Origin of the sequence: Cupriavidus consociatus (genome assembly GCF_017814975.1) — a bacterium.
Lineage (GTDB): Bacteria > Pseudomonadota > Gammaproteobacteria > Burkholderiales > Burkholderiaceae > Cupriavidus > Cupriavidus consociatus.
Window position 1 is genome coordinate 177,201 of sequence record NZ_JAGIQA010000005.1, and the last position, 25,867, is coordinate 203,067.

The following is a 25,867-nucleotide window of genomic DNA, read 5'->3' on the forward strand; positions in this document are numbered from 1 at the left end:
TGCCGCCGCGGTCGCGCCCGCGCGCCGCGGCACGAGAACAACAAGCCCGGCCACGCATCCCGCTGGCGGGCCAGAAAGCTGCCGCTATGTCCTCGACTCCCACTTCCGTCACCGTACCGGGCCCGGCCGTCCCCGCCAAGGCCCTCAAGATCCAGAGCCGGCTGCGCATGGCCGCGACCTGGGCGTTGATCAAGCCCTACTGGAAATCCGAAGACCGTGTCGCCGGGCTCGGCCTGCTCGCGCTGGTGGTCGTGCTCAACCTCGGCATCGTCTATATCAACGTGCTGCTCAACGAGTGGAACCGCGTGTTCTACAACGCGCTGGAGCAGCGCGACTACGCCTCGTTCAAGGTGCTGCTGCTGCGCTTCTCGTGGATCGCGGCGTTCTTTATCGTGGCGGCGATCTCGCGCCAGTACTACACCATGATGCTGCAGATGCGCTGGCGTACCTGGATGACCGGCCGCTTCATGGGCCACTGGCTCGGGCACCAGGCCTACTACCGCATCGAACAGACCCGCGCCACCGACAACCCCGACCAGCGGATTGCCGACGACCTGCGCTTGTTCACCGACGGCGCGCTGTCGCTGTCGCTGGGGCTGCTCAACTCGGTGGTGACGCTGCTGTCCTTCGTCGGCATCCTGTGGGCGGTGTCGGGGCCGATCAGCTTTGTGCTGGGCGGCAGGGAATGGACCATCCCCGGCTACATGGTCTGGTTCGCGGCCGGCTATGCGGTGATTGGCTCGCTGGTGGCGCATCTGGTAGGACGCCCGCTGATCGGGCTGAACTTCCAGCAGGAACAGTACGAAGCGGATTTCCGTTTCACGCTGGTGCGCCTGCGCGAGAACAGCGAGCCGGTGGCGCTGTACCGCGGCGAGCCGACCGAGCAGGCCGGTCTGCGCGCGCGCTTCGACCGCATCCGCGCCAACTGGAACCAGCTGATGCGCTATACGCGGCGGCTGACTTTCGTCAGTTCCGGCTATGCGCAGTTCGCCATCATCTTCCCGATCCTGGTGGCGGCGCCGCGCTACTTCGCCGGCAAGATGACGCTGGGCGGTCTGATGCAGACCAGTTCCGCGTTCGGGCAGGTGCAGGGGGCGCTGTCGTGGTTCGTCGACAGCTATGCCACGCTGGTGGGCTGGAAGGCCGCGGCCAACCGCCTGATCGATTTCCAGGAAGCGATCCGCGTGGCCGAGCGCCAGGACCTGGCCCCCGGCGGCACGCGTGACATCGAGGTCGAGCATACTGGCAAGCCGCAGCAAGGCATCGTGATCGAGGGCCTCGCGCTGGCGCTGCCGGTGCGCGCCGCGCGCGGCGCTGCCGTCGGCCAGCGCCCGCTGGTGGCGCCGTTCTCGCTGTCGGTCGCGCCGGGCGAGCGCTGGCTGGTCAGCGGCCCCTCCGGCTGTGGCAAGAGCGTGCTGTTCCGTGCGCTCGCCGGTATCTGGCCGTATGGCAGCGGCACCGTAAGCATGCCCGAGGACAAGCGCATGCTGTTCCTGCCGCAGCGCAGCTACCTGCCGATCGGCACGCTGGCCGATGCGCTGGCTTACCCGGACGCCGGGACGGAGCACAGCAAGGAAGCCTTGCAGGCGGCGCTGCGCCAGGCGCGGCTGGCGGCGCTGACCGACCAGCTCGACGTATTCGACAACTGGTCGCTGCGGCTGTCGCCGGGCGAGCAGCAGCGGCTGGCGTTCGCGCGCGCACTGCTGCAGAAGCCCGACTACCTTTTCCTGGATGAAGCCACCAGCGCGCTCGACGAAGACACCGAAGAGGCGATGTACCGGCTGATGGTGGAATCGCTGCCGGATGCGGCCATCGTAAGCATTGCGCACCGCAGCACGGTCGCGGCCTTCCATGGCCGGCGCCTGCGCTACGTGCCGCAGGACGAGGAGGCGGCGCGGGCTGCGCAAGCCGGCGAGCCTGGGGTAAGCTATCGGGTCGTAAGCGAAGCGTGATGCGGCGTGATGCGGCGCCTGAAGCGACGCTCGCCCATGCCGCCGCGCCGGATTCCTCCTATAGAGCGCCCGTGAACCGGGCCGCGATCACCATGGCTGGCCTGGAAAAAGACACCCCCTATCCCACCGCGCTGACCGTCCACACGCAATCGCGCGTGCTGGAAGTCGGCTTCGACAACGGCCGCAGCTTCCGCCTGCCGTTCGAGCTGCTGCGCGTGTATTCGCCATCGGCGGAAGTGCAGGGCCACGGCCCCGGGCAGGAAGTCCTGCAGACCGGCAAGCGCGACGTCGGCATCGGCGCGGTCGAGCCGGTGGGCAACTACGCCATCCTGATCCGCTTCACCGACGGCCACGATACCGGCATCTATTCGTGGGAACTGCTGTACCGGCTGGGCGACCAGCAGGACGCGCTGTGGCAGGACTACCTGAAGCGGCTGGAAGCCGCCGGCGTCGATCGCGATACCCCCATGCCTGGCGCCGGCGCTGCCGGCGGCCACGGTTGCGGCCACCATCATTGAGCCGCCCCCGACCACCCTGGAGTCTGAGAAATGAGTGAAACCCATTTCGGGTTTGAGAAAGTCGACGAAACGGAAAAGGCTGGCAAGGTCGCCGGCGTGTTCCATTCGGTGGCGAGCAAGTATGACGTGATGAACGACCTGATGTCGGGCGGCATGCACCGGCTGTGGAAGATGTTCACCATCGCCCAGGCCAATGTGCGGCCCGGCCACAAGGTGCTCGACATCGCGGGCGGCACCGGCGACCTGGCCAAGGCGTTCGCCCGGCAGGCCGGCCCGACCGGCCAGGTCTGGCTGACCGACATCAACGAGTCGATGCTGCGCGTCGGCCGCGACCGGCTGCTGGACAAGGGCATCGTCACGCCGGTGGCGCTGTGCGACGCCGAGAAGATCCCGTTCCCCGACAACTACTTCGACCTGGTCACGGTGGCCTTCGGCCTGCGCAACATGACGCACAAGGAGGCCGCGCTGGCCGAGATGCGCCGTGTGGTCAAGCCGGGCGGCAAGGTCATGGTGCTGGAGTTCTCCAAGGTGTGGAAACCCCTGGAGAAGGCGTACGACGTCTATTCTTTCAAGGTACTGCCCTGGCTGGGCGAACGCGTGGCAGGGGACGCTCCCAGCTATCGCTATCTCGCGGAATCGATCAGAATGCATCCAGACCAGGTTTCACTTGTACGCTTAATGGAACATGCGGGCCTGGAGAATGTCGAATACTTCAATCTGACGGCCGGAGTGGTGGCGCTCCACGTCGGGCGGAAGTATTAAGAACACTTGAAATCGCCATGCTCGCCCATATATGGGTGAATCTGACAGGGGATAACAGCATATGTCGTCAATTCGTGGAAAGTTCCTGGTGGGGTCGCTGGTCACGGCGCTGGCCGTCGGGATGGCGTTCGACGCCGAGGCCAAGCGCATGGGCGGCTCGCGCAGCGTTGGCAAGCAGTCTGAATCGGTGACCCAGCGTCAGCAGACCCAGCCCACCTCGCCCACGCAGCAAGCGCAGCAACCTGCACAGCAGGCGGCGCCGGCTACGGCCGGGGCGGCCGGCGCGGCAGCGGCCGCGGCGCCCAAGCGTAACTGGGGCGGCATCCTGGGCGGCATCGCTGCCGGCCTGGGTATCGGCTGGTTGCTGTCGCACTTCGGCCTGGGCGGCGCGGCGCTGAGCTTCCTGTCCAACCTGATCCTGATCGCGATCGTCGCCTTCGCGGTGATCTGGCTGATCCGCAAGTTCCGCGGCGGCAGCCAGCGCAGCCAGCAGCCGGCTTATGCGGGCGCCGGCAATGCCGGCGGCATGGGCCGCAGCGCCGAGCCGATGCTGCGCCAGCCTACTGCGACCCCGGCGTCGAACCCGGTGATGCCGGGCGCGGCGGCCGCACCGGTGGCGGCTGATGCCGTCGCCCCGCAGCCTTGGGGCGTGCCGGCCGACTTCGATACCGAAAACTTCCTGCGCAACGCCAAGGTCCACTTCGTGCGCCTGCAGGCAGCCTGGGACGCCGGCAATCTCGACGACATCCGCGAATTCACCACGCCGGAAATGTTCGCCGAGATCAAGATGGACCTGTCCGAGCGCGGCGCCGAGGTCAACAAGACCGACGTGGTCACACTGGAAGGCCAGCTGCTCGGCATCGAATCGACGCCGGCCCAGCATATCGCCAGCGTCCGCTTCTCCGGCATGATCCGCGAGAAGGCCGGCGAGGCGGCGCAGCCGTTCGCCGAAGTCTGGAACCTGGCCAAGCCGGCGACCGGCACCGGCGGCTGGCTGCTGGCCGGCATCCAGCAGGAGTCGTGATGCCGCGCCTCCGTGGCGAGTGATGCGCCCGGGGGAGTAGCTTAGAATGGAGGCCCACGTGAAAGCGTGGGCCTTTTTTGTTTTTGGGCACCCGGCGTGCAACCTCGCCGGATGCCTCACCGCCAGCCAATCCGCGCTGCCATGACCACTCTGCCTTCCGCCCTGGCCACTCCCGCGATCTCGGCACTGAACCACCTGCTCGAGCAGGAGCCGTGGGCCCGCAACCAGCTCGCCCCGTTTGCCGGGCGCGTGATCCGCTTCGATGCCGCTGCCTTCGTGCTGTCACTGAAGGTGACCGAGCATGGCGGCACCGAGCTGGCGCCGGAAGCCGAGGCCCCGGCGGTGACGCTGCGCGTGCCGGTGCAGCAGTGGCCGCTGGTTGCCGCCGATGTCGCCGAAGGCGGCCAGGCCGCGGCCATGCGCCATGTACGCATCGAGGGCGATGCCGAACTGGCCAACACCGTGTCGGCACTGGCGCGCAACCTGCGCTGGGATGCCGAGGAAGACCTGTCCCTCGCGCTGCGCGGCATCCTGGGCGGGCCGCTCAGCGACAGCGTGGCGCAGCGCGTGGTCGGCGGGGCGCGCCAGGTCCACGAACAGGCCACGCGCATCGGCCGTGCGCTGGTCGACAACGTCACCGATTACCTGCTGGACGAGCAGCCGACGCTGGTGCGCCATGCCGCGCTGGATGCCTTCGGCGCCGACGTGGGCCAGCTGCGCGACAGCCTGGCCCGGCTGGAGAAGCGGCTGGAAAAGCTCGAGCGCGCCAGCCCGGCGCCCGGCCAGCTGCCGTCGCCGCACCGCTGAGTCCGGCCCCGCCCGCATCCACCCCATGCCAACCGCTACCCTGACTGCCCGCCCCGGCCCCGAGAAGACTTCCGAATGACCCGCCTCCTGCGCCTTGGCAAGATCCTCTTCGTCATCCTTTACTACGGCCTGGACGAGCTGGTGCTGTCCGGCTTCAGCAACCGCAAGATCCGTTTCCTGGTTCGCGTCATCACCATCGGGCGCAAGCTCGACATGCCTCGCGGCGAGCGCCTGCGGCGCGCGCTGACGGCGCTGGGGCCGATTTTCGTCAAGTTCGGCCAGGTCCTGTCGACACGGCGCGACCTGATGCCGCCCGACATCGCCGACGAGCTGGCCAAGCTGCAGGACCAGGTGCCGCCGTTCGATTCGGCGGTGGCGGTCAGGATCATCGAGCGCTCGCTGGGGCGGCCTATCGCCCAGCTGTTCGACACCTTCGAGCACCAGCCGGTGGCCAGCGCGTCGATCGCGCAGGTCCACTTCGCCACGCTCAAGGGCGGCCCCAACCACGGCCGCGAGGTCGCGGTGAAGGTGCTGCGCCCGGGCATGCTGCCGGTGATCGACAGCGACCTGGCGCTGATGCGCGACATGGCCACCTGGCTGGAGCGCTTCTGGGCCGACGGCAAGCGGCTGAAGCCGCGCGAGGTGGTGGCCGAGTTCGACAAATACCTGCACGACGAGCTCGACCTGATGATCGAGGCGGCCAACGCCAGCCAGCTGCGCCGCAACTTTGCCGACACCAACCTGCTGCTGGTGCCCGAGGTGTTCTGGGACTGGTGCAGCAGCTCGGTGTTCGTGATGGAGCGCATGCACGGCATCCCGATCTCGCGCACCGAATCGCTCAAGGCCGCCGGCGTCGACATGCACCAGCTGGCCGAGGAGGGCGTCGAGATCTTCTTCACCCAGGTGTTCCGCGACGGCTTCTTCCATGCCGACATGCACCCGGGCAACATCCTGGTGTCGGTGCAGCCTGAGTCCTTCGGCCGCTATATCGCGCTGGACTTCGGCATCGTCGGGGCGCTGTCGGAGTTCGACAAGAACTACCTGGCGCAGAACTTCATTGCCTTCTTCCGCCGCGACTACCATCGCGTGGCGCTGCTGCACGTGGAATCCGGCTGGGTGCCGCCCGAGACCCGCGTGGAAGAACTGGAAAGCGCGGTGCGCGCCTGCTGCGAGCCGTACTTCGACAAGCCGCTGAAGGAAATCTCGCTGGGCATGGTGCTGATGCGCCTGTTCCAGACCTCGCGCCGCTTCAATGTCGAGATCCAGCCGCAGCTGGTATTGCTGCAGAAGACGCTGCTGAATATCGAAGGGCTGGGCCGCCAGCTCGATCCGGACCTGGACCTGTGGAAGACCGCCAAGCCGTTCCTGGAGCGCTGGATGTACGAGCAGGTCGGCTGGAAGGGCGCCTGGGAGCGGGTCAAGGTGGAAGCCCCCCAGTGGGCCAAGATGCTGCCGGACTTCCCGCGGCTGGCGCATCAGTTCCTGGAGCGGCGCGCGCTGGCCGGCAACGGCGAGCAGGACAGGCTGCTGGCGCAACTGGTGGCCGAGCAGCGCCGCACCAACCGGCTGCTGGGCACGGCGCTGCTGCTGGTCGGCGGCTTTGTCGCCGGCATCGTGCTGACGCACGTGCTGGCGTGGGGCGGCTACTGATAAGCGGCCTGTTATATAAACAAGCAGGGAGACTAGGAGACCCCATGGCCGACGTGCCCAAGCCCGCCCCGGCGTTCAGTACGCGCAACGCCGGCGATCCGTCGTTCTGGGACGAGCGTTTCGCGCAGAACTTCACGCCCTGGGACGCGGGCGGCGTGCCGGAGGAGTTCCGCCAGTTCATCGCCGGCCGCAACCCGTGCCCGACCCTCGTGCCGGGCTGCGGCAACGGCTGGGAGGCAGCCTGGCTGTTCGAGCGGGGCTGGCCGGTGACGGCGATCGATTTTTCGGCGGAGGCAGTGGCCTCGGCCAAACGCGCGCTGGGCCCGGCAGGGGCGGTGGTGGAGCAGGCCGATTTCTTCGCCTTCACGCCCCAGCCGCCGTGCGAGCTGGTCTACGAGCGTGCCTTCCTGTGTGCGCTGCCGCCAGCGATGCGTGGCGCGTATGCCGTCCGCGTGGCCGAGCTGCTGGCGCCGGGCGGCTTGCTGGCTGGTTACTTCTACCTGGGCGAAAATCGCGGCGGACCGCCGTTCGCGATGCCCGAGGCGGAGCTCGATGCCCTGCTCGGGCCAGCCTTCGAGCGCATGGAAGACCGCCCCTCGGCCGCGCCGCTGCCCGTATTCCAGGGGCAGGAGCGCTGGCAGGTGTGGCGGCGGCTGGGCGGCTGAGCGCACGCTTCCAGCCGTTGTGGCGCCCCGGATGCACCCGCGTGGCGCTTTTGCCCCACCCGGGAATTTTTTTCTCCCGCGCTGGTCTGCGTCGCTATAATCCGCGTTTTGATTCGGCTACGACCGCAGGCCCTGCCGCGCGCTCCCGACCCGGGAACTCGCCAAGAAGCTCCACACGCGGCCCCGACCGATGAATTGGACTCCGGGCAGGTGCGCACCTGACGTATCACGCAAGCCGCCCGGCATTCGGTTTTTCGCCACAAGGGCACTTTCTGCATAGGGCAGCGGCATGCTGATCTGGTTCGTCATCATCTACTGGGTAATCTCGGTCGGCATCGGCCTGTGGGCGGCGCTGCGCGTGCGCAACACCACCGATTTCGCCGTCGCCGGGCGCAGCCTGCCGTTCCACATCGTCACCGCCACCGTCTTTGCCACCTGGTTCGGCTCCGAGACCGTGCTGGGCATCCCGGCCGTGTTCCTCAAGGAGGGGCTGTCGGGGGTGGTGTCCGACCCGTTCGGCTCGTCGCTGTGCCTGATCCTGGTGGGCCTGTTCTTCGCCCGGCCGCTGTACCGGATGAACCTGCTGACCATCGGCGATTACTACCACAACCGCTACGGCCGGCTGGCCGAGGTGCTGACCACGCTGTGCATCGTGGTCTCGTACCTGGGCTGGGTCGCGGCGCAGATCAAGGCGCTGGGGCTGGTGTTCTATACCGTGTCGGACGGCGCGCTGTCGCAGGAGGCCGGCATGATGATCGGCGCTGCCAGCGTGCTGGTCTATACGCTGTTTGGCGGCATGTGGTCGGTGGCGATCACCGACTTCATCCAGATGATCATCATCGTGATCGGCATGATGTATATCGGCTACGAAGTCAGCGGCCAGGCTGGCGGCGTCACCGCGGTGGTGTCGCATGCGGCCGCGGCGGGCAAGTTCGAGTTCCTGCCGGCGCTGGATTTCGTGCAGATCATAGGGTTCGCCGCTGCGCTGTTCACCATGATGCTGGGCTCGATCCCGCAGCAGGACGTGTTCCAGCGGGTAACTTCGTCGCGCACCGAGCTGATCGCGGGCCGCGCCTCGGTGCTGGGCGGCGTGCTGTATTTCTGCTTCGCCTTTATCCCGATGTTCCTGGCGTATTCGGCCACGCTGATCGATCCGGGCATGGTGGCCAAGTACATCGACTCCGATTCGCAGCTGATCCTGCCGCAGCTGATCCTGCAGCATGCCCCGATGTTCGCACAGGTGATGTTCTTCGGCGCGCTGCTGTCGGCGATCAAGAGCTGCGCCTCGGCGACGCTGCTGGCGCCGTCGGTGACCTTTGCCGAGAACATCCTGCGCCCTTACTTCCGCCACCTCGACGACAAGCAGTTCCTGCGCGTGATGCAGGCGGTGGTGCTGGTGTTCACCACGCTGGTGACGCTGTTCGCGCTGAACTCGCACCTGTCGATCTTCCATATGGTCGAAAATGCCTACAAGGTCACGCTGGTGTCGTCCTTCGTGCCGCTGGCCTTCGGCATGTTCTGGAAGCACGCCACCCGCCAGGGCGGCCTGGCCGCGATCCTGCTGGGCCTGACCTCGTGGCTGACCTGCGAGGTTGCCTTTGCCGATGCGGTGGTGCCGCCACAGATGGTCGGCCTGCTGTTCTCGATCAGCGGCATGGTGGTCGGCTCGCTGCTGCCGCAGTGGATCGCGGATCACGCGCCGGTCAAGGAAGTGCATATCGCCTGACCCGGCGGGATCGCCACCCTCGCGCAGGGTCCCGATAGCCCTCCATTTCCGGCCATCAGCCAGCCACAGAACGGTTTATAATTCAAGGCTTTGCATCGCCATGCGGGACGGCCTGCGCGGGTTTCCGCGCTCCCGGCACCGGCGGCGATGCCCGCCTTTGTACCGATTTCCGTAGTTTTCTCGCGAAAAGACACCATGCCGATCTATGCCTACCGTTGCGACGCCTGCGGACACGGGCGCGATGTGCTGCAAAAAATGAGCGATGCCCCGCTGACGGACTGCCCGTCGTGCGGCGCCGCCGGTTCGTTCAAGAAGCAGCTGACCGCGGCCGGCTTCCAGCTCAAGGGCTCGGGCTGGTACGTGACCGACTTCCGCGGCGGCAGCGGCGGCACCAGCGCGCCCGCCGCCGGCGGTGCGGCTGCCGGCGCCGCAGCGGCCAGCGCCCCGGCTGCCGCCGCCGAATCGTCTTCGGCCAGCACGGCCGCCGCCGCACCTGCCGCCGGCGGTTGCGGCAGCGCCTGCGCCTGCCACTGATCCGGATCGCCACGTGGTCGCCAAGAAGACTTCCGCCCTCAAGACCTGGTTCCTGACCGGTCTGCTGGTGCTGGTGCCGCTGGGCATCACGCTGTGGGTGCTCAGCCTGATCATCGGCACGATGGACCAGAGCCTGGCACTGCTGCCCGAGGCCTGGCGCCCGGACCGGCTCATGTTCGGCAAGCGCGTCACCGGGCTCGGCGCCATCCTGACGCTGCTGTTCATCCTGCTGGTCGGCCTGCTGGCGCATAACTTCATCGGCCAGCGCCTGGTGCGCTGGTGGGAAGCGCTGCTGGGCCATATCCCGGTGGTCGGCCCGATCTACACCAGTGTCAAGCAGGTGTCGGACACGCTGCTGTCGTCGTCGGGCAATGCTTTCCGCAAGGCGCTGCTGGTGCAGTATCCGCGCGAGGGCTCTTGGACCATCGCCTTCCTGACCGGCCGCCCCGGCGGCGACGTGCAGAACCACCTGCAGGGCGAGTACGTCAGCGTCTACGTGCCGACCACGCCGAACCCGACTTCGGGCTTCTTCCTGATGATGCCCAAGGCCGACACCATCGAACTCGACATGACTGTCGACGCGGCGCTCAAGTACATCGTCTCGATGGGCGTGGTGGCGCCGGCCGAACTGCCCCGCAAGAGCGACAGCGGGCCAGTGCCGCCGCAGCGGCCGCCGGCGAGCCGCGCCAGCAGCGGGGAAGCGGTCGAGACGACCGATCCTTAAGCATTCAAACAGATACGAGCCGCCCGATCTGCTTCGGGCGGCAGCGTTTTACCGGGAATCTCCTTATGTCCTCCATGCGTACTCACTACTGCGGTCTGGTGACCGAACAATTCTCGGGCCAGGAAGTGGCCCTGACCGGCTGGGTCCAGCGCCGCCGCGACCATGGCGGCGTGATCTTCATCGACCTGCGCGACCGCGAAGGCCTGGTGCAGGTGGTGTGCGACCCGGACCGTCCCGAGATGTTCAAGGCCGCGGAAGAGATCCGCAATGAGTTCTGCATCCGCGTCACCGGCAAGGTGCGCCCGCGCCCGGCCGGCACCGAGAACGCCAACCTGACCTCGGGCAAGATCGAAGTGCTGTGCCACGAGCTGACCGTGCTGAACCCGTCGGTCACGCCCCCGTTCCAGCTCGACGACGACAACCTGTCGGAAACCACGCGCCTGACGCACCGCGTGCTCGACCTGCGCCGCCCGCAGATGCAGTACAACCTGCGCCTGCGCTACAAGGTGGCGATGGAAGTGCGCAAGTACCTGGACGCCCAGGGCTTCATCGACATCGAGACCCCGATGCTGGGCAAGAGCACGCCCGAGGGCGCACGCGACTACCTGGTGCCGTCGCGCGTGAACCCGGGCCACTTCTTCGCGCTGCCCCAGTCGCCGCAGATCTTCAAGCAGATGCTGATGGTCTCTGGCTTCGACCGCTACTACCAGATCACCAAGTGCTTCCGCGACGAAGACCTGCGCGCCGACCGCCAGCCCGAGTTCACGCAGATCGACTGCGAGACCTCGTTCCTGACCGAGCAGGAGATCCGCGACCTGTTCGAGGACATGATGCGCACGGTGTTCAAGAACGCCATCGACGTCGACCTGGACGCCTTCCCGGTGATGGAGTTCCGCGAGGCCATGGCCCGCTTCGGCTCGGACAAGCCTGACCTGCGCGTCAAGCTGGAATTCACCGAGCTGACCGAAGTGATGAAGGACGTCGACTTCAAGGTGTTCTCGGGCCCGGCCAACAGCGACAACGGCCGCGTGGTCGGCCTGCGCGTGCCGGGCGGCGGTGCCATCTCGCGTGGCGAGATCGACGCCTACACCCAGTTCGTCGGCATCTATGGCGCCAAGGGCCTGGCCTGGATCAAGGTCAACGAAGTGGCCAAGGGCCGCGACGGCCTGCAGTCGCCGATCGTCAAGAACCTGCACGACGCCGCCATTGCCGAGATCCTGAAGCGCACCGGCGCCCAGGACGGCGACATCATCTTCTTTGGCGCGGACAAGGCCAAGGTGGTCAACGACTCGATCGGCGCACTGCGCCTGAAGATCGGCCACTCCGACTTCGGCAAGGCCAACGGCCTGTTCGAGGACGCCTGGAAGCCGCTGTGGGTGGTGGATTTCCCGATGTTCGAGTACGACGAGGACGACGCCCGCTGGGTCGCCATGCACCATCCGTTCACCAGCCCCAAGGACGAGCACCTGGAGTACCTGGAGACGGACCCGGGCAAGTGCGTGGCCAAGGCCTACGACATGGTGCTGAACGGCTGGGAAATGGGCGGCGGTTCAGTCCGTATCTATCGCTCGGACATCCAGAGCAAGGTGTTCCGCGCACTCAACATCAGTGACGAGGAAGCCGCTGCCAAGTTTGGCTACCTGCTGGACGCGCTGCAGTACGGCGCGCCCCCGCACGGCGGTCTGGCTTTCGGCCTGGATCGTATCGTGACGATGATGGCCGGTGCCGACTCGATCCGCGACGTGATCGCCTTCCCCAAGACCCAGCGCGCCCAGGATCTGCTGACCCAGGCCCCGAGCTCGGTCGACGAGAAGCAGCTGCGCGAGCTGCACATCCGCCTGCGCGCTGCCGAGCCGAAGCCGAACGCCTGAGCTATTCAAGCTCCCGGGTAAAAAAAAGCCGCGCCAATGCGCGGCTTTTTTGCTTTTTGCGCAATACTGGTTCCTCGGTGCCGCCGGCCAGCGCTTTGGTTTCGATTTGTTACTGGTCGGAACGAAGCCCGCGGCGGCCGTGTCTCCTTTCTTTGACACGCAATTTGCCGAGGGGCCCCACGATGAAGGCTCCCGGCGCTCGGGAGGAAATTCGTGAACATGAATCTGGATACCGAACTGATCCGCCAGTTCCTGCTGGCTCACCAGGAAACCATCCTGACCTGGCTGGTGGCGGGGCTGGTGATGATGCTGCTGGCCCGCTTCGAGCTGCGGCGCGCCCAGCGCCGCGCGGCGCTGGCCATGTCCGAATCGGTGGCGACCACGGTGGCCGCCTGCGTGCCCGATATCGCTCACGCAGTGCAGGCGGCGTCGCCGCAGCCGCTGGCCGAGCCGGTCGAGATGCAGCGCGCCGAAGCGCTGCGGCGGCTGGCGCTGGACACCGTCGGCGCGGTCATGACGCGCGGGCGCTGGCTCGATGAACTGGGCAACCTGCGCCTGGCCGACGACGCGCTGCTGGACGGCCAGCGTGCCGGCGGCGCCGACCCGCTGCTGGTGGTGGCGCCGCAGCCGGCGGTGCAGGCTTACCTGGCGGCCCAGCGCGTATTCGAGGACGAGGCCGCGCAGGTGCAGGGGCTGCGCCGCGATGCCCAGCGCCACCAGGAAGCGCTGCAGGCGCTTGACGCCGAGGCGGCGCATATCGAGCAGGAAACCGGCAGCATTGTGCTGCGCTTCGAGCAGGTCAATGCGCAGGCTGCCCAGGGCGTCGATGGCGGCGATTACCAGCGCTTCCTGATCCAGAAGTACAACGCTCTTGGCCAGCGTGAAAAGGAAATCGCCCAGGAGCGCGTACACCTGCAGGCCCAGGCGCGGCTGAGCGCCGACGTGCTGGCCGAGCGCGCCCATGCTGCCTCGCGGCGCTACCGCGAGTCACTGGCGCCGCTGATGGAACAGTTGCGTGCAGCCTGGGGCCATGGCGATTCACCGCAGGTGTTCGATACCTGGCAGCATAAAGTCACCGGCCAGGGCACCGAGCCTTACCTGGCGCCCCACGCCCCCGCGCGCAACGCCGCCTGAGACAGGGCCATCGCTCCCGAGGGCAGCGCTTTCGCGTGGCAAGCGCGCGCGGCTGCGCTATCCTTGGGTTTGTCCTTTCGCCCAGTCCCATGCCCTACAAGATTCCGGAATCCGTGCTGGTCGTGATCTACACGCCAGATCTTCAAGTCTTGCTGCTGGAACGCGCCGATCGCCCAGGATTCTGGCAGTCCGTGACCGGCAGCCTCGATACCCTGGACGAACCCCTGGCATTGACCGCCGCGCGCGAGGTGGCGGAGGAAACCGGCATCATCGCTGGCGAGCACCTGCTGGCCGACTGGGGCCATTCGATCCAGTACGAAATCTACCCGCAGTGGCGGCACCGCTATGCCGAAGGCGTGACGCGCAATACCGAGCACTGGTTCGGCCTGCGCGTGCACGAAGCGCTGCCGGTGATGCTGGCGCCACGCGAGCACCTGCAATACAAGTGGCTGCCGTGGGAGCAGGCCGCCGCGCAATGCTTCTCCAGCAGCAACGCCGAAGCCATCCGCCAGCTGGCCTGGCGCTCGACCGGTGCTTCTGGGCGGCAGGCATTATGCGGAGCGCAGCCATGAAGCTGCGCGTGGTCACCTACAACATCCACAAGGGGGTGACCGGCCTGTCGCGGCGCCCGCGCATCCAGAACGTGCGGGCCGGCCTGCATGCGATGGATGCGGACATCGTCTTCCTGCAGGAAGTGCAGGACCGCAACGACCGCCTGGTGGCGGCGGCGCTGTTCGACCCCGACCATACCCAGCTCAACTACCTGGCGACCGATGCGTACCCGCATTCGGTCTACGGACGCAACGCGGTCTATGACTACGGCCATCATGGCAACGCGATCCTGTCGCGCCATCCGATCCTGATGTCCGAAAACCTCGACATTTCCGACCACCGTTTCGAGCAGCGCGGGCTGCTGCACGCGGTAGCGGACATCCACGGCATCGAGACCCACCTGATCTGCGTGCATTTCGGCCTGTTCGCCCGCAGCCGCGCCCGCCAGGCCGAGGCACTCGTCGAGCGCGTGCGCAACGTGGTGCCCGAGGGGGTGCCGCTGGTGATCGCCGGCGACTTCAACGACTGGAACCACCGGCTCGACGCGCAGATCTGCAATACGCTGCATGCGGTGGAGGCGTCGCACGCGCGCGGCGCGCGGCTGCATACGTTTCCGAGCCATATGCCGTGGTGGCAGCTGGACCGGATCTACGTACGCGGCTTCGAGATCGAGCGCGCGCATGCGCTGACCGGGCGGGACTGGGCGCAGCGGTCGGACCATGTGCCGCTGGTCGCGGAGCTGGGTCGGCAGCACAAGGAAGCAGTGGAAGCGGCGGCTGAGCAGCGGGACAAGGCGGCCTGAGGCCGTCACGGATGCCGCGGCTTGCTCAACGCTCTGGCAACCGTCAACGGCTCGAGTAGTCGCGGATAAAGGCAAAGACGGCGTCGGCGTCGTTCAGGTCCAGCACCGGCAACGACGTCATCGCCGCGGCGACGGCCACGTCGTCGCTCGCTACCGCGACCACCCCGGGCACCTCGTCCCACAGCGGCGTACGTCCCAGTCCGGGCCGGAACACCTCAAGCTTGGGAAAATCGCTGCGCTTGTAGCCCTCCACCAGCACCAGGTCGGTGTCAGCCGGAAGCACCGCCAGCGCATCGTCCAGCTCCGGCGACGGCACCGCCTCGGGGTAATGCCGCATCAACGTCAGGTGGCGCGCGCCGACCAGCACGACGTTGGCGCAGCCAGCCTCGCGCATGCGCCAGGAGTCCTTGCCCGGCGTGTCGGGATCGAAGCCGTGGTGGGTATGCTTGACCCCGGCCACGCGCAGGCCGGCGTCGACAAAACGGGGGATCAGCTGGTCGAGCAGCGTGGTCTTGCCGCTGCCGGACGAGCCGGTGATGCCAAATACCTTCACGTTCAGGTCCGTCGGGGCGCGTCGATGATGGCAACGACGATAGCAGAGATCCGGCGGCATGTGCGCGCGGCGCCTTTCGGACAGCATTCTGTCCGATAATCTCGGCATGTCACGGATTTCCCACTCCGAGCGGCCGGACGCGACCGCCGCTGGCACCGCCGAACAGACCTCCGAACAACAGGCCGGCGGGCAACGCCACCGCATGCTGCGCTGGACATGGCGCCGCGGCAAGCCGACCACAGGCAACACCGTGCGCCTGCTGCACGGCGGCCAGGACTTCTTTCCCGCGCTGATCGAAGCGATCGACCAGGCTGCCTTCCAGGTGGTGCTGGAAACCTACATCTATGCCGACGACGATATCGGCCGCGCCGTCAGCGACGCGCTGGTACGTGCCGCCGCGCGCGGCGTCTCGGTGCGCGTCACCGTCGACGGCTTCGGCGCCGGCGACATGCCCGCCGCAATGGCCGAACGCCTGGGCGCGGGCGGCGTGCAGCTGCGCGTCTACCGCAAGCTGCGCGGCTTCCGGTTGGCCCGGCGCCACCTGCGCCGGCTGCATCGCAAGCTGGCCGTGATCGACGGGCAAGTGGCCTTCGTCGGCGGCATCAACATCATCGACGACCTCAATCACGGCCCGTTCGAGGGCGCCGACCTGGGACCGCGCTACGACTTCGCGGTGCAGGTCAGCGGCCCGCTGGTGGACCGCATCGCGCTGACCGCCGAACGGCTCTGGTGGCGCCTGGCACTTCGGGACACGCACGCCGGCGGCCGCGCCGCGGCGGTGGCCGACTACCCGCTGCTGACCGACCTGCCACCGCGTGCCGAGCCCACCGGCGGCGTGCGCGCCGCGCTGCTGCTGCGCGACAACCTGCGCAACCGCCGCACCATCGAGCGCGAATACCTGCGCGCGCTCGGCGCCGCGCGCCAGGACGTGATCCTGGCCAACGCCTACTTCCTGCCCGGCCACAAGATGCGGCGCGCGCTGCTGGCCTGCCGCGAGCGCGGCGTGCGCGTGCGGCTGCTGCTGCAGGGCATGGTCGAATACCGGCTGCAGCACTACGCCACGCACGCGCTTTATGCCTCCCTGCTGGAAGCCGGCGTGGAGATCTACGAGTACGCAGAGAGCTTCCTGCACGCCAAGGTCGGCGTGGTCGACGAAGCGTGGGCCACCGTGGGCTCGAGCAATATGGACCCGTTCAGCCTGCTGCTGGCGCGCGAAGCCAACGTGGCCGTTTATGATGCTGCCTTTGCCGCGGAACTGCGTACGGCGCTGGAACGCGCCATTGCGCACCGCAGCGTGCGCGTCATGCCGGAGGTCCATGCACGGCGCTCGCCGCTGCACCGGCTGGCGAACTGGACCGCGTACATGCTGCTGCGGCTCGGCGTGATCATCGCCGGCGTCACGGGGCGCTACTGAAACCGTTACCCACTGTGCGTTTGCTGCCATGCGGCAAGGCGCGGCTTGCACGCCTTTGTGGCGCCTTGCGTGACGGGCATGCTGCATTGCGGCCCGTTTAGAAACACGGGTCTAATTAAAAGCTTGAAGGTCGGCTGCTGCGCCAGAATAATCTGAACGACCGTTCTTTTTTGGCTTAGACTGCGTGCATTCGCGGTATGCAGCGGCAAATTCGCCAGCGTCCGCAAACAAAATGCAACGTCAGGGTCATACGCACAGGCCGCAGCAGGGCCTTTGCAGAACGGAGAAATAACATGCGACACCAGTCAGCCCGTCTCGAATCCACCGCCGCTTCCCCCGCGCCTATGCGCAAGGGTGAAATGACGCGCGTGGCGATTCTGGATGCCGCACTGGAACTGTCGTCCCGCGACGGGCTTGAGGGTCTGACCATCGGCCTGCTCGCGGAACGCATGCAGATGAGCAAGAGCGGCGTCTTCGCGCATTTCGGTTCGCGCGAAGACCTGCAGGTGGAGGTGGTGCGGGAGTATCACCGCAGGTTCGAGCAGGAGGTGTTCTACCCCTCGCTGCAAGAACCGCGCGGTCTGCCCCGGCTGTGGTCGATGGTGCGGCGCTGGATGGAGAAGCGCATCCAGGAAGTGACGACTGGGTGCATCTACATCAGCGGCGCGGTGGAGTACGACGACCGCACCGGCAGCCTGGTGCGTGACGAGCTGGTCAAGAGCGTCACCATCTGGCGGGCAGCGCTGAATCGCGCCATCGACCAGGCCAAGGAAGAGGGGCACCTGCGTGCGGATTGCGATCCGCGCCTGATGCTGTTCGAGATGTATAGCCTTGAACTAGGCTTGCATCATGACGCCCGTTTCCTGCGCCTGCCTGACAGTGCCGAGCTTGCCATGGTCGCGCTCAACAAACTGATTCAGTCTTACCGTACCTGAGGCCGTCGGGTCGGACCGGAGCGCGACAAGCGAGGCGGGCGGCGTGGCGGCATCGTATAACTCCAAGGAGTCTCTGATGGGCCAGTACACCGCACCGTTGCGCGACATGCAGTTCGTGCTCCATGAACTGCTCGGCGCCGAAGCCGAACTCAAGGCGATGCCGCCGCACGCGGACATCGACGCGGACACCATCAACCAGGTCATCGAGGAAGCCGGCAAGTTCTGCTCGGACGTGGTGTTCCCGCTCAACCAGGTGGGCGACCGCGAGGGCTGCACCTATGTCGGCGACGGCGTGGTCAAGGCCCCCACCGGCTTCAAGGAAGCCTATCAGCAGTACGTCGAAGCCGGCTGGCCGGCGCTGGCGTGCGACCCGGCCTTTGGCGGCCAGGGCCTGCCGATCGTGGTCAATAACGTGATCTACGAGATGCTGAATTCGGCGAACCAGGCGTGGACCATGTACCCGGGCCTGTCGCACGGCGCCTATGAGGCGCTGCATGCGCACGGCACGCCCGAGCTGCAGCAGGCTTACCTGCCCAAGCTGGTGTCCGGCGTCTGGACCGGCACCATGTGCCTGACCGAGCCGCACTGCGGCACCGACCTGGGCATCCTGCGCACCCGGGCAGAACCGCAGGCAGACGGCTCCTATCTGATCACCGGCACCAAGATCTTTATCTCCGCCGGCGAGCATGACCTGGCCGAGAACATCATCCACCTGGTGCTGGCCCGCCTGCCGGACGCGCCGGGCGGGACCAAGGGCATCTCGCTGTTCGTGGTGCCCAAGTTCATCCCCGATGCCAGCGGCAACCCGGGCGAGCGCAACGGCATCAAATGCGGCTCGATCGAGCACAAGATGGGCATCCATGGCAACGCCACCTGCGTGATGAACCTGGATGGCGCGCGCGGCTGGCTGGTGGGCGAGGCCAACAAGGGCCTGAACGCCATGTTCGTGATGATGAACGCCGCGCGCCTGGGCGTGGGCGCGCAGGGCCTGGGCCTGACCGAGGTGGCGTACCAGAACTCGGTCGCCTACGCCAAGGACCGCCTGCAGATGCGCGCGCTGACCGGCCCGAAGGCGCCGGAGAAGGCCGCCGACCCGATCATCGTGCACCCCGACGTGCGCCGCATGCTGCTGACCCAGCGCGCCTACGCCGAAGGCGGCCGCGCCTTCAGCTACTGGACCGCGCTGCAGATCGACCGCGAGCTGTCGCACCCGGACGAAGCCGTGCGCAAGCAGGCCGGCGACCTGGTCTCGCTGCTGACGCCGGTGATCAAGGCCTTCCTGACCGACAACGCCTTCACCTCGACCAACGAAGGCATGCAGGTGTTCGGCGGCCATGGCTACATCTCCGAATGGGGCATGGAGCAATACGTGCGCGACGCCCGCATCAACATGATCTACGAAGGCACCAACACGATCCAGTCGCTGGACCTGCTGGGCCGCAAGATCCTGGGCGACATGGGCGCCAGGATGAAGGCCTTCGGCAAGATCGTGCAGGAGTTCGTGGAAGCAGAGGGCACCAACGAAGCCATGCAGGAGTTCATCAACCCGCTGGCCGACCTGGGCGACAAGGTGCAGAAACTGACCATGGAAATCGGCATGAAGGCCATGGGCAACGCCGATGAGGTGGGCGCTGCCGCGGTGCCGTACCTGCGCGTGGTGGGCCACCTGGTGTTCTCGTACTTCTGGGCACGGATGGCCAAGATCGCGCTGGAGAAGGAAGCCAGCGGCGACAAGTTCTACACCGCCAAGCTGGCCACGGCGCGCTTCTACTTTGCCAAGCTGCTGCCGGAAACCGCGGCGGAAATCCGCAAGGCGCGGGCTGGTTCGGCTTCGCTGATGGCGCTGGACGCGGATTTGTTCTGATCTGATCTGCATGGCTGACTCCTGCTGACGGTTTGCTCCCCTCTCCCATTTATGGGAGAGGGGCCGGGGGTGAGGGCGGGCGCTTCAACGCAGTGCATCGGCATAACAACCTCCTGCCCTCACTCCCTACCCCTCTCTCGCAAGCGGGAGAGGGGAGCCAACCGCCGGCAATGGGAGAGCCACACACTCTCACCTCAACGCTCACTGACCTAGGAGCGAGCATGTCCAATTTCATCGTCAAGAAAGTCGCCGTGCTGGGTGCCGGCGTCATGGGGGCGCAGATCGCCGCCCACCTGATCAATGCGCGCGTGCCCGTGGTGCTGTTCGACCTGCCTGCAAAGGACAAGGACGGGGGAGGGGCCCCGTCCGCTTCCCCGGTCGCGAAGAACGGTATCGCGCTGCGCGCCATCGAGAACCTGAAGAAGCTGTCGCCCGCGCCGCTGGGCCTCAAGGACGAGGCCGGGCTGATCCAGGCCGCCAATTACGAAGACGATATCGCCCTGCTCAAGGAATGCGACCTGGTGATCGAGGCGATCGCCGAGCGCATGGACTGGAAGCACGACCTGTACAAGAAGGTTGCGCCGCACCTGGCTTCGCATGCGATCTTCGCCACCAACACCTCGGGCCTGTCGATCACCGCGCTGTCCGACGGGTTTGATGCCGACCTGAAGTCGCGCTTCTGCGGCGTCCACTTCTTCAACCCGCCGCGCTACATGCACCTGGTCGAGCTGATCCCGACCGCGACCACGCAGCCGGAGATCCTCGACAAGCTGGAAGCCTTCCTGACCACCACGCTCGGCAAGGGCGTGGTGCGCGCCAAGGACACACCCAACTTCATCGCCAACCGCGTTGGCATCTTCTCGATCCTGGCCGTGTTCGCCGAGGCCGAGAAGTTCGGCATCCCGTTCGACGTGGTCGACGACCTGACCGGTTCCAAGCTGGGCCGCGCCAAGTCCGCCACCTTCCGCACCGCGGACGTGGTCGGCCTCGACACCATGGCGCACGTGATCAAGACCATGCAGGACAACCTGCACGACGACCCGTTCGCGCCGGTGTACAAGACCCCGGCCGTGCTCCAGGGCCTGGTCGATGCGGGCGCGCTGGGCCAGAAGACCGGCGCCGGCTTCTACAAGAAGGAAGGCAAGGCCATCAAGGTGCTCGACGCCAGGACCGGCCAGTATGTCGAGTCGGGCAAGAAGGCCGACGAGATCGTCGTGCGCATGCTGAAGAAGGAGCCCGCCGAGCGCATCAGGCTGCTGCGTGAATCGACCAATCCGCAGGCGCAGTTCCTGTGGGCGGTGTTCCGTGACGTGTTCCACTACATCGCCGTGTACCTGGAGCAGATCGCCGGCTCGGCCGCCGATATCGACCTGGCGATCCGCTGGGGTTTCGGCTGGAACTCGGGCCCGTTCGAGGACTGGCAGTCGGCCGGCTGGAAGCAGGTGGCCGAGTGGGTCAGGGAAGACGTGGTCGCGGGCAAGGCACTGTCGGCCGCACCCCTGCCGGCATGGGTCTTTGACGGCGCCGTCGCCGAGCGCCAGGGCGTGCATACCCCCGAAGGCTCGTGGTCGCCGGCGACGCAGTCGTTCGTTGCGCGCAGCACGCTGCCGGTGTACCAGCGTCAGGTGTTCCGTGCCGCGCTGAAGGGCAGCGAAGCTGTCGATCCGCGCAAGGCGGGCCGCACCGTCGAGGAAAACGATGCCGTGCGCATCTGGGTCAGCGAAGGCCAGGACGACGTGCTGGTGGTCTCGTTCAAGAGCAAGATGAACACCATCGGGCCGGACGTGATCGACGGCCTGACCCGCGCCATCGACCTCGCCGAAGCGCAGTACAAGGGCCTGGTGGTGTGGCAGCCGACTTCGCTGCAGCTCGGCGCCCCGGGCGGCCCGTTCTCCGCGGGCGCGAACCTGGAAGCGGCGATGCCTGCCTTCATGATGGGCGGCGCCAAGGGCATCGAGCCGTTCGTGAAGAAGTTCCAGGACGGCATGATGCGCGTGAAGTACGCCTCGGTGCCGGTGGTGTCGGCGGCGTCCGGCATCGCGCTGGGCGGCGGTTGCGAACTGATGCTGCACTCCGCCGCACGCGTGGCTGCGCTCGAAACGTATGTCGGCCTGGTGGAAGTCGGCGTGGGCCTGGTCCCGGCCGGCGGCGGGTTGAAGGAAGCCGCGCTGGCCGCTGCAAGCGCCGCGCAGGCGGCAGGCAGCACCAACTACCTGCAATTCCTGACCAGCCGCTTCCAGAGCGCGGCGATGGCCAAGGTATCCGCATCAGCGCTGGAAGCGCGCCAGATGGGCTACCTGCAGCCGTCCGACAAGATCGTCTTCAACGTGCACGAGCTGCTGCACGTGGCGCAGAACGAAGTGCGCGCGCTGGCCGATGCCGGCTACCGAGCGCCGCTGCCGGCGCTGATCCCGGTGGCTGGCCGCTCGGGCATCGCCACCATCAAGGCATCGCTGGTCAATATGCGCGACGGTGGCTTTATCTCCGCGCATGACTTCCTGATCGCCGCCCGCATCGCCGAAGTCGTGTGCGGCGGCGAGGTCGAGGCCGGCTCGCTGGTCAGCGAAGACTGGCTGCTGACGCTGGAGCGCAAGGCCTTTGTCGACCTGCTGGGAACCGGCAAGACGCAGGAGCGCATCATGGGCATGCTGCAGACCGGCAAGCCGGTGCGTAACTAACAGGGCAAGCGAGGAACCGACATCATGAAACAACTGCAAGACGCATATATCGTTGCGGCCACCCGCTCACCGATCGGCAAGGCCCCCAAGGGCGCGTTCAGGAACACGCGCCCGGACGACCTGCTGGCTACCATCCTGAAGGCCGCGGTGGCACAGGTGCCGGAGCTGGACCCGAAGCTGATCGAGGACGCCATCGTCGGCTGCGCCATTCCCGAAGCGCAGCAGGGCCTGAACGTGGCGCGTATCGGCGCGCTGCTGTCGGGCCTGCCCAATACCGTGGGCGGCATCACCGTCAACCGTTTCTGTGCCTCTGGCGTGAGCGCGGTGGCAATGGCGGCCGACCGCATCCGCGTGGGCGAGGCCGATGTAATGATCGCCGCCGGTATCGAGTCGATGAGCATGGTGCCGATGATGGGCAACTCGCCGTCGATGTCGCCGGATATCTTTACTCGCGACGACAACGTGGGCATTGCCTATGGCATGGGCCTGACCGCCGAGAAGGTGGCGCAGCAATGGAAGGTCAGCCGCGAGGACCAGGACGCGTTCTCGCTCGCTTCGCACCAGAAGGCCATCGCCGCGCAACAGGCCGGCGAGTTCAAGGACGAGATCACGCCGATCGAGATCGTCGAGCGCTTCCCTGACCTCGCCAGCGGCCAGGTCAGCGTGAAGACGCGCACCATCTCGCTGGACGAAGGCCCGCGGCCTGAAACCTCGCTGGAAGGCCTCGCCAAGCTGCGCCCGGTGTTTGCCAACAAGGGCAGCGTCACCGCCGGCAACAGCTCGCAGACTTCGGACGGTGCCGGCGCGCTGATCCTGGTCTCGGAAAAGATCCTCAAGCAGTTCAACCTGGTGCCGCTGGCGCGCTTCGTCTCGTTCGCGGTGCGCGGCGTGCCGCCGGAAATCATGGGCATCGGCCCGAAGGAAGCGATCCCGGCCGCGCTGAAGGCAGCGGGCCTGATCCAGGACCAGATCGACTGGATCGAGCTGAACGAAGCGTTCGCCGCGCAATCGCTGGCCGTGATGCGCGACCTGGACCTTGATCCCGCCAGGGTCAACCGCATGGGCGGCGCGATCGCGCTGGGCCACCCGCTCGGCGCGACCGGCGCGATCCGTTCGGCCACGGTGGTGCATGCGCTGCGCCGCCACAACCTGAAGTACGGCATGGTGACCATGTGCGTCGGCACGGGCATGGGCGCTGCAGGGATCTTCGAGCGCGTATAAGCAAACGCGCCTGCGGGACGGCTTTACGGGGGGAGACCGTCCCGCCCTTCTGTCAGGTGAAGAAAGCAGTACCGGGGGCTGCCGCCCGCGAGCGCGGGTCACCAGCAGGGAGGAGACAACAATATGCAGGAGACAGCCATCCTGGCCGACGCCGCGTGCGATTTGCCGCGCGACATCATGGCCGCGCTGAAGGTCCACACCATTCCGTTCCGCATCCGCGCGGGCGAACGCTTTGTCGCCGACACGCGCGACGAAGATGCGCTGCCCACGCTCTACCGGCAATACCTGGTCGGCCGGCAGGACCACTACGCCGAATCCATTCCGCTGCTGGAACGCGAGCTGGAAGAACACCTGCTGCGCAACGTGGTCACGCAATGCGACCGCGCGATCCTGTTCACCATCGCCAGCGCGCGCAGCAAGCTGTACGCGCATGCGAGCGGCGCGGTGATCGGCACCGTGGCCCGCAGCGTGCGGCTGCGCAAGGAAGCCGGACGCTCGGGGTTGTTCGACCTGACCGTGGTGGACACCGGCGCCATTGGTCCGGGCCAGGCGCTGATCGTGCGCGAAGCCGCGCGCATCGCCATGGACGGCGCCAGCCCGCAGGCCGTCCGCGAGGCCGTGGACACGCGTTTGCGCGATGCCGCCCACATGTTCCTGGTGCCGGACGAACTGCTTTACATGTACACCCGCGCGCGGCAGAAGGGCGAGGGCAGCATCACCTGGGGCCGCTACGTGATGGGCAGCGCATTCAATATCCGGCCGGTGGTGCGCATGCATCGCGGCCATACCGAAGCCATCGCCAGGGCGCGCGGCTCGGAAGAGGGCGCACGACGGGTGCTGCAGCATGCCGAGCAATGCATCCGCGCCGGCGAGCTGCTGGTGCCGGCGATTTCGGTCTGCTACGCCGGTCCCCTCGACGACGTGCGCGCGATGCCGGCCTACCAGTCGCTGGCACATGTCGCGCGCAGCCAGGGTGTCGAGCTGATGCTGGCGCCGATGAGCCTGACGGTGGCGCTGAATGTCGGTGCGCGGGCATTCGGCCTGAGCTACCTTTCCGAATCGCCGCCACCTTTCGAATAAATCCCACAGACGAGGACACCATGAGCATCCGTACCAGCATCGAGCAGGGCATCCTGACGCTCGAGTTCGACCGCATCGACAAGAAGAACGCCATCACCGCGGCGATGTACCAGGCGCTGGCTGACGCGCTGCGCGCGGCCGAGACCGATCGCAACGTGCGCGTGATCCTGCTGCGCGGCAAGCCAGAGATCTTTACCGCCGGCAATGATCTGGAAGATTTCATGCAGCGCCCGCCGACTGCAGGCGAGGGCGCGGAACAGGCGCCGGTGTTCCAGTTCCTGTACCAGATCAGCCATGCCAGCAAGCCCGTCGTGGCGGCGGTCAGCGGCGCGGCGGTCGGCGTGGGCACCACCATGCTGCTGCATTGCGACATGGTTTATGCGTCGGACACGGCCAAGCTGTCGCTGCCGTTCGTGCAGCTGGGGCTGTGTCCCGAGGCGGCATCGAGCCTGCTGCTGCCGCGCCTGGTCGGCTACCAGCGCGCCGCCGAGAAGCTGATGCTGGGCGAGGCGTTCAGTGCGCAGGAAGCGCTGGAGATGGGCCTGGTGACGCGCGTGCTGCCGGTGGCGGAACTGCACGACTTCGCGCTGCAGCAGGCGCGCAAGCTCGCGGCGCTGCCGGCCTCGTCGCTGCGCGAGAGCAAGCGTCTGATGAAATCCGGCGCGATGGCCGAAGTGGAAAAACAGATGGCCGATGAAGGCGAGGTGTTCCGGCGCATGCTGGTGGCGCCGGAGGCGAAGGAGGCGTTCAGCGCGTTCTTTGAGAAGCGGAAGCCGGATTTTTCGAAGTTTGAGTGAGGGGCGGGGAGACTTCGCTTTGCCACTTGTTTGCTCCCCTCTCCCGCTTGCGGGAGAGGGGAGCACACCGATCGATGAGCGATAGCCTCTGGGACCTCAAGCCGTCGGCAACACCCGCGGCTGCCGCGACTCATCCGTCGCCACGTACGTCAACGTCGCCTCGGTCACCTTGACGATCTCGTTGCTATGCCGCATCCGCTGCGCATAGACTTCCACCTCGACCGTGATCGAGGTACGCCCGGTCTTGACGATATCGGCGTAGAAGCTCACCAGGTCGCCAACAAATACCGGGTGCTTGAACAGGAAAGAATTGACCGCTACGGTCGCGACACGTCCTTGCGCGCGCTCGACCGCCGGGATCGACCCTGCAATATCCACTTGCGCCATGATCCAGCCGCCGAACACGTCGCCGTGCACGTTGGCGTCGGCGGGCATCGGCACCACGCGCAGCGCGGGATTCTTGCCGGCGGGCAGGGCGGGGACGGTATGGGGAGCGTTCATGACGGTATGCGGGTGGACTTCCGAAGGGGGCGCCGGCCGCGGCGAAAAACCCTTCGCCTGCCGCGCAATGCGATTCCTGCGACAATCGCGCATTGGCCCGAAT

Annotated in this window: 23 protein-coding genes; 21 read left to right on the forward strand and 2 right to left on the reverse strand. The window is 66.9% G+C overall.

All coding sequences use genetic code 11. The features are described 5' to 3' along the window. Positions 1–86 precede the first annotated feature (86 nt). The 14 genes from J8I82_RS09200 to J8I82_RS09265 all read left to right on the forward strand — a co-directional run bounded on the left by J8I82_RS09200 (position 87) and on the right by J8I82_RS09265 (position 14,721). Entirely contained in the window at positions 87–1,952 is a 1,866-nt protein-coding gene (locus tag J8I82_RS09200; RefSeq protein WP_209756537.1) for an ABC transporter ATP-binding protein/permease, read from the forward strand. A gap of 92 nt (positions 1,953–2,044) precedes the next feature. Then, positions 2,045–2,470 carry a gamma-butyrobetaine hydroxylase family protein gene (locus J8I82_RS09205; RefSeq protein ID WP_209756831.1) on the forward strand — a complete coding sequence of 142 codons (426 nt, stop codon included), beginning with the start codon at positions 2,045–2,047 and terminating at the stop codon, positions 2,468–2,470. 30 nt (positions 2,471–2,500) lie between these two features. Beyond that, complete coding sequence (ubiE, locus tag J8I82_RS09210; protein WP_209756539.1) at positions 2,501–3,232, forward strand: bifunctional demethylmenaquinone methyltransferase/2-methoxy-6-polyprenyl-1,4-benzoquinol methylase UbiE; 732 nt, start codon at positions 2,501–2,503, stop codon at positions 3,230–3,232. 61 nt (positions 3,233–3,293) lie between these two features. After that, positions 3,294–4,256 carry a Tim44 domain-containing protein gene (locus tag J8I82_RS09215; RefSeq protein ID WP_209756541.1) on the forward strand — a complete coding sequence of 321 codons (963 nt, stop codon included), beginning with the start codon at positions 3,294–3,296 and terminating at the stop codon, positions 4,254–4,256. A 141-nt stretch (positions 4,257–4,397) separates the two neighbouring features. Continuing rightward, complete coding sequence (locus tag J8I82_RS09220; protein ID WP_209756543.1) at positions 4,398–5,063, forward strand: ubiquinone biosynthesis accessory factor UbiJ; 666 nt, start codon at positions 4,398–4,400, stop codon at positions 5,061–5,063. Between the two features lie 75 nt (positions 5,064–5,138). Further along, positions 5,139–6,713: a ubiquinone biosynthesis regulatory protein kinase UbiB gene (ubiB, locus tag J8I82_RS09225; RefSeq protein ID WP_209756545.1), complete on the forward strand. Its 1,575-nt coding sequence runs from the start codon at positions 5,139–5,141 to the stop codon at positions 6,711–6,713. Between the two features lie 44 nt (positions 6,714–6,757). Beyond that, positions 6,758–7,378: a methyltransferase domain-containing protein gene (locus tag J8I82_RS09230; protein ID WP_209756547.1), complete on the forward strand. Its 621-nt coding sequence runs from the start codon at positions 6,758–6,760 to the stop codon at positions 7,376–7,378. 289 nt (positions 7,379–7,667) lie between these two features. Next, positions 7,668–9,104, forward strand: a complete 1,437-nt coding sequence (locus J8I82_RS09235; protein ID WP_209756549.1) for a high affinity choline transporter 1 — start codon at positions 7,668–7,670, stop codon at positions 9,102–9,104. A gap of 195 nt (positions 9,105–9,299) precedes the next feature. Then, the gene (locus J8I82_RS09240; protein WP_209756551.1) at positions 9,300–9,638 is read left to right on the forward strand and encodes an FmdB family zinc ribbon protein; all 339 of its coding nucleotides are present in this window, start codon (positions 9,300–9,302) and stop codon (positions 9,636–9,638) included. A gap of 13 nt (positions 9,639–9,651) precedes the next feature. Further along, entirely contained in the window at positions 9,652–10,362 is a 711-nt protein-coding gene (locus J8I82_RS09245; RefSeq protein ID WP_209756553.1) for a DUF502 domain-containing protein, read from the forward strand. Between the two features lie 65 nt (positions 10,363–10,427). Next, a complete protein-coding gene (aspS, locus tag J8I82_RS09250) occupies positions 10,428–12,233 on the forward strand; it encodes an aspartate--tRNA ligase (protein ID WP_209756555.1) in 1,806 nt (601 codons plus the stop codon). Positions 12,234–12,452: 219 nt separating this feature from the next. Continuing rightward, positions 12,453–13,367 carry a hypothetical protein gene (locus J8I82_RS09255; RefSeq protein ID WP_209756557.1) on the forward strand — a complete coding sequence of 305 codons (915 nt, stop codon included), beginning with the start codon at positions 12,453–12,455 and terminating at the stop codon, positions 13,365–13,367. 89 nt (positions 13,368–13,456) lie between these two features. Next, positions 13,457–13,939 carry a dihydroneopterin triphosphate diphosphatase gene (nudB, locus tag J8I82_RS09260; RefSeq protein ID WP_209756559.1) on the forward strand — a complete coding sequence of 161 codons (483 nt, stop codon included), beginning with the start codon at positions 13,457–13,459 and terminating at the stop codon, positions 13,937–13,939. Next, complete coding sequence (locus tag J8I82_RS09265) at positions 13,936–14,721, forward strand: endonuclease/exonuclease/phosphatase family protein (protein ID WP_209756562.1); 786 nt, start codon at positions 13,936–13,938, stop codon at positions 14,719–14,721. The genes nudB and J8I82_RS09265 overlap by 4 nt, the downstream gene beginning before the upstream one ends. A gap of 43 nt (positions 14,722–14,764) precedes the next feature. Here J8I82_RS09265 and mobB read toward each other — a convergent pair whose 3' ends face one another. Next, positions 14,765–15,274, reverse strand: a complete 510-nt coding sequence (gene mobB / locus J8I82_RS09270) for a molybdopterin-guanine dinucleotide biosynthesis protein B (protein ID WP_209756564.1) — start codon at positions 15,272–15,274, stop codon at positions 14,765–14,767. 58 nt (positions 15,275–15,332) lie between these two features. Between mobB and clsB the strand changes: the two genes are divergently transcribed. The 7 genes from clsB to J8I82_RS09305 all read left to right on the forward strand — a co-directional run bounded on the left by clsB (position 15,333) and on the right by J8I82_RS09305 (position 25,263). Then, positions 15,333–16,688 carry a cardiolipin synthase ClsB gene (gene clsB, locus J8I82_RS09275; RefSeq protein ID WP_209756566.1) on the forward strand — a complete coding sequence of 452 codons (1,356 nt, stop codon included), beginning with the start codon at positions 15,333–15,335 and terminating at the stop codon, positions 16,686–16,688. A 344-nt stretch (positions 16,689–17,032) separates the two neighbouring features. After that, on the forward strand, positions 17,033–17,623 hold the full coding sequence (locus J8I82_RS09280; RefSeq protein WP_063236773.1) for a TetR/AcrR family transcriptional regulator: 591 nt from the start codon (positions 17,033–17,035) through the stop codon (positions 17,621–17,623). A gap of 76 nt (positions 17,624–17,699) precedes the next feature. Further along, complete coding sequence (locus tag J8I82_RS09285; protein ID WP_209756568.1) at positions 17,700–19,487, forward strand: acyl-CoA dehydrogenase C-terminal domain-containing protein; 1,788 nt, start codon at positions 17,700–17,702, stop codon at positions 19,485–19,487. A gap of 221 nt (positions 19,488–19,708) precedes the next feature. After that, positions 19,709–22,165, forward strand: coding sequence for a 3-hydroxyacyl-CoA dehydrogenase/enoyl-CoA hydratase family protein (locus J8I82_RS09290; RefSeq protein ID WP_209756570.1), 2,457 nt, complete (start codon positions 19,709–19,711; stop codon positions 22,163–22,165). Positions 22,166–22,186: 21 nt separating this feature from the next. Beyond that, positions 22,187–23,386, forward strand: coding sequence for an acetyl-CoA C-acyltransferase (locus tag J8I82_RS09295; RefSeq protein ID WP_209756832.1), 1,200 nt, complete (start codon positions 22,187–22,189; stop codon positions 23,384–23,386). Between the two features lie 123 nt (positions 23,387–23,509). Continuing rightward, complete coding sequence (locus tag J8I82_RS09300; protein ID WP_209756572.1) at positions 23,510–24,466, forward strand: DegV family protein; 957 nt, start codon at positions 23,510–23,512, stop codon at positions 24,464–24,466. Between the two features lie 20 nt (positions 24,467–24,486). After that, a complete protein-coding gene (locus J8I82_RS09305; RefSeq protein WP_209756574.1) occupies positions 24,487–25,263 on the forward strand; it encodes an enoyl-CoA hydratase in 777 nt (258 codons plus the stop codon). A 96-nt stretch (positions 25,264–25,359) separates the two neighbouring features. Here J8I82_RS09305 and J8I82_RS09310 read toward each other — a convergent pair whose 3' ends face one another. Then, a complete protein-coding gene (locus J8I82_RS09310; protein ID WP_063236959.1) occupies positions 25,360–25,764 on the reverse strand; it encodes an acyl-CoA thioesterase in 405 nt (134 codons plus the stop codon). Positions 25,765–25,867: the final 103 nt, after the last annotated feature.

Coding starts and splice junctions, on each gene's coding strand:
- J8I82_RS09200 (WP_209756537.1), top strand. CDS start 87: ATGTCCTCGACTCCCACTTCCGTCACCGTACCGGGCCCGGCCGTCCCC.
- J8I82_RS09205 (WP_209756831.1), top strand. CDS start 2,045: ATGGCTGGCCTGGAAAAAGACACCCCCTATCCCACCGCGCTGACCGTC.
- ubiE (WP_209756539.1), top strand. CDS start 2,501: ATGAGTGAAACCCATTTCGGGTTTGAGAAAGTCGACGAAACGGAAAAG.
- J8I82_RS09215 (WP_209756541.1), top strand. CDS start 3,294: ATGTCGTCAATTCGTGGAAAGTTCCTGGTGGGGTCGCTGGTCACGGCG.
- J8I82_RS09220 (WP_209756543.1), top strand. CDS start 4,398: ATGACCACTCTGCCTTCCGCCCTGGCCACTCCCGCGATCTCGGCACTG.
- ubiB (WP_209756545.1), top strand. CDS start 5,139: ATGACCCGCCTCCTGCGCCTTGGCAAGATCCTCTTCGTCATCCTTTAC.
- J8I82_RS09230 (WP_209756547.1), top strand. CDS start 6,758: ATGGCCGACGTGCCCAAGCCCGCCCCGGCGTTCAGTACGCGCAACGCC.
- J8I82_RS09235 (WP_209756549.1), top strand. CDS start 7,668: ATGCTGATCTGGTTCGTCATCATCTACTGGGTAATCTCGGTCGGCATC.
- J8I82_RS09240 (WP_209756551.1), top strand. CDS start 9,300: ATGCCGATCTATGCCTACCGTTGCGACGCCTGCGGACACGGGCGCGAT.
- aspS (WP_209756555.1), top strand. CDS start 10,428: ATGTCCTCCATGCGTACTCACTACTGCGGTCTGGTGACCGAACAATTC.
- J8I82_RS09255 (WP_209756557.1), top strand. CDS start 12,453: ATGAATCTGGATACCGAACTGATCCGCCAGTTCCTGCTGGCTCACCAG.
- nudB (WP_209756559.1), top strand. CDS start 13,457: ATGCCCTACAAGATTCCGGAATCCGTGCTGGTCGTGATCTACACGCCA.
- J8I82_RS09265 (WP_209756562.1), top strand. CDS start 13,936: ATGAAGCTGCGCGTGGTCACCTACAACATCCACAAGGGGGTGACCGGC.
- clsB (WP_209756566.1), top strand. CDS start 15,333: ATGTGCGCGCGGCGCCTTTCGGACAGCATTCTGTCCGATAATCTCGGC.
- J8I82_RS09280 (WP_063236773.1), top strand. CDS start 17,033: ATGCGCAAGGGTGAAATGACGCGCGTGGCGATTCTGGATGCCGCACTG.
- J8I82_RS09285 (WP_209756568.1), top strand. CDS start 17,700: ATGGGCCAGTACACCGCACCGTTGCGCGACATGCAGTTCGTGCTCCAT.
- J8I82_RS09290 (WP_209756570.1), top strand. CDS start 19,709: ATGTCCAATTTCATCGTCAAGAAAGTCGCCGTGCTGGGTGCCGGCGTC.
- J8I82_RS09300 (WP_209756572.1), top strand. CDS start 23,510: ATGCAGGAGACAGCCATCCTGGCCGACGCCGCGTGCGATTTGCCGCGC.
- J8I82_RS09305 (WP_209756574.1), top strand. CDS start 24,487: ATGAGCATCCGTACCAGCATCGAGCAGGGCATCCTGACGCTCGAGTTC.
- J8I82_RS09310 (WP_063236959.1), bottom strand. CDS start 25,764: ATGAACGCTCCCCATACCGTCCCCGCCCTGCCCGCCGGCAAGAATCCC.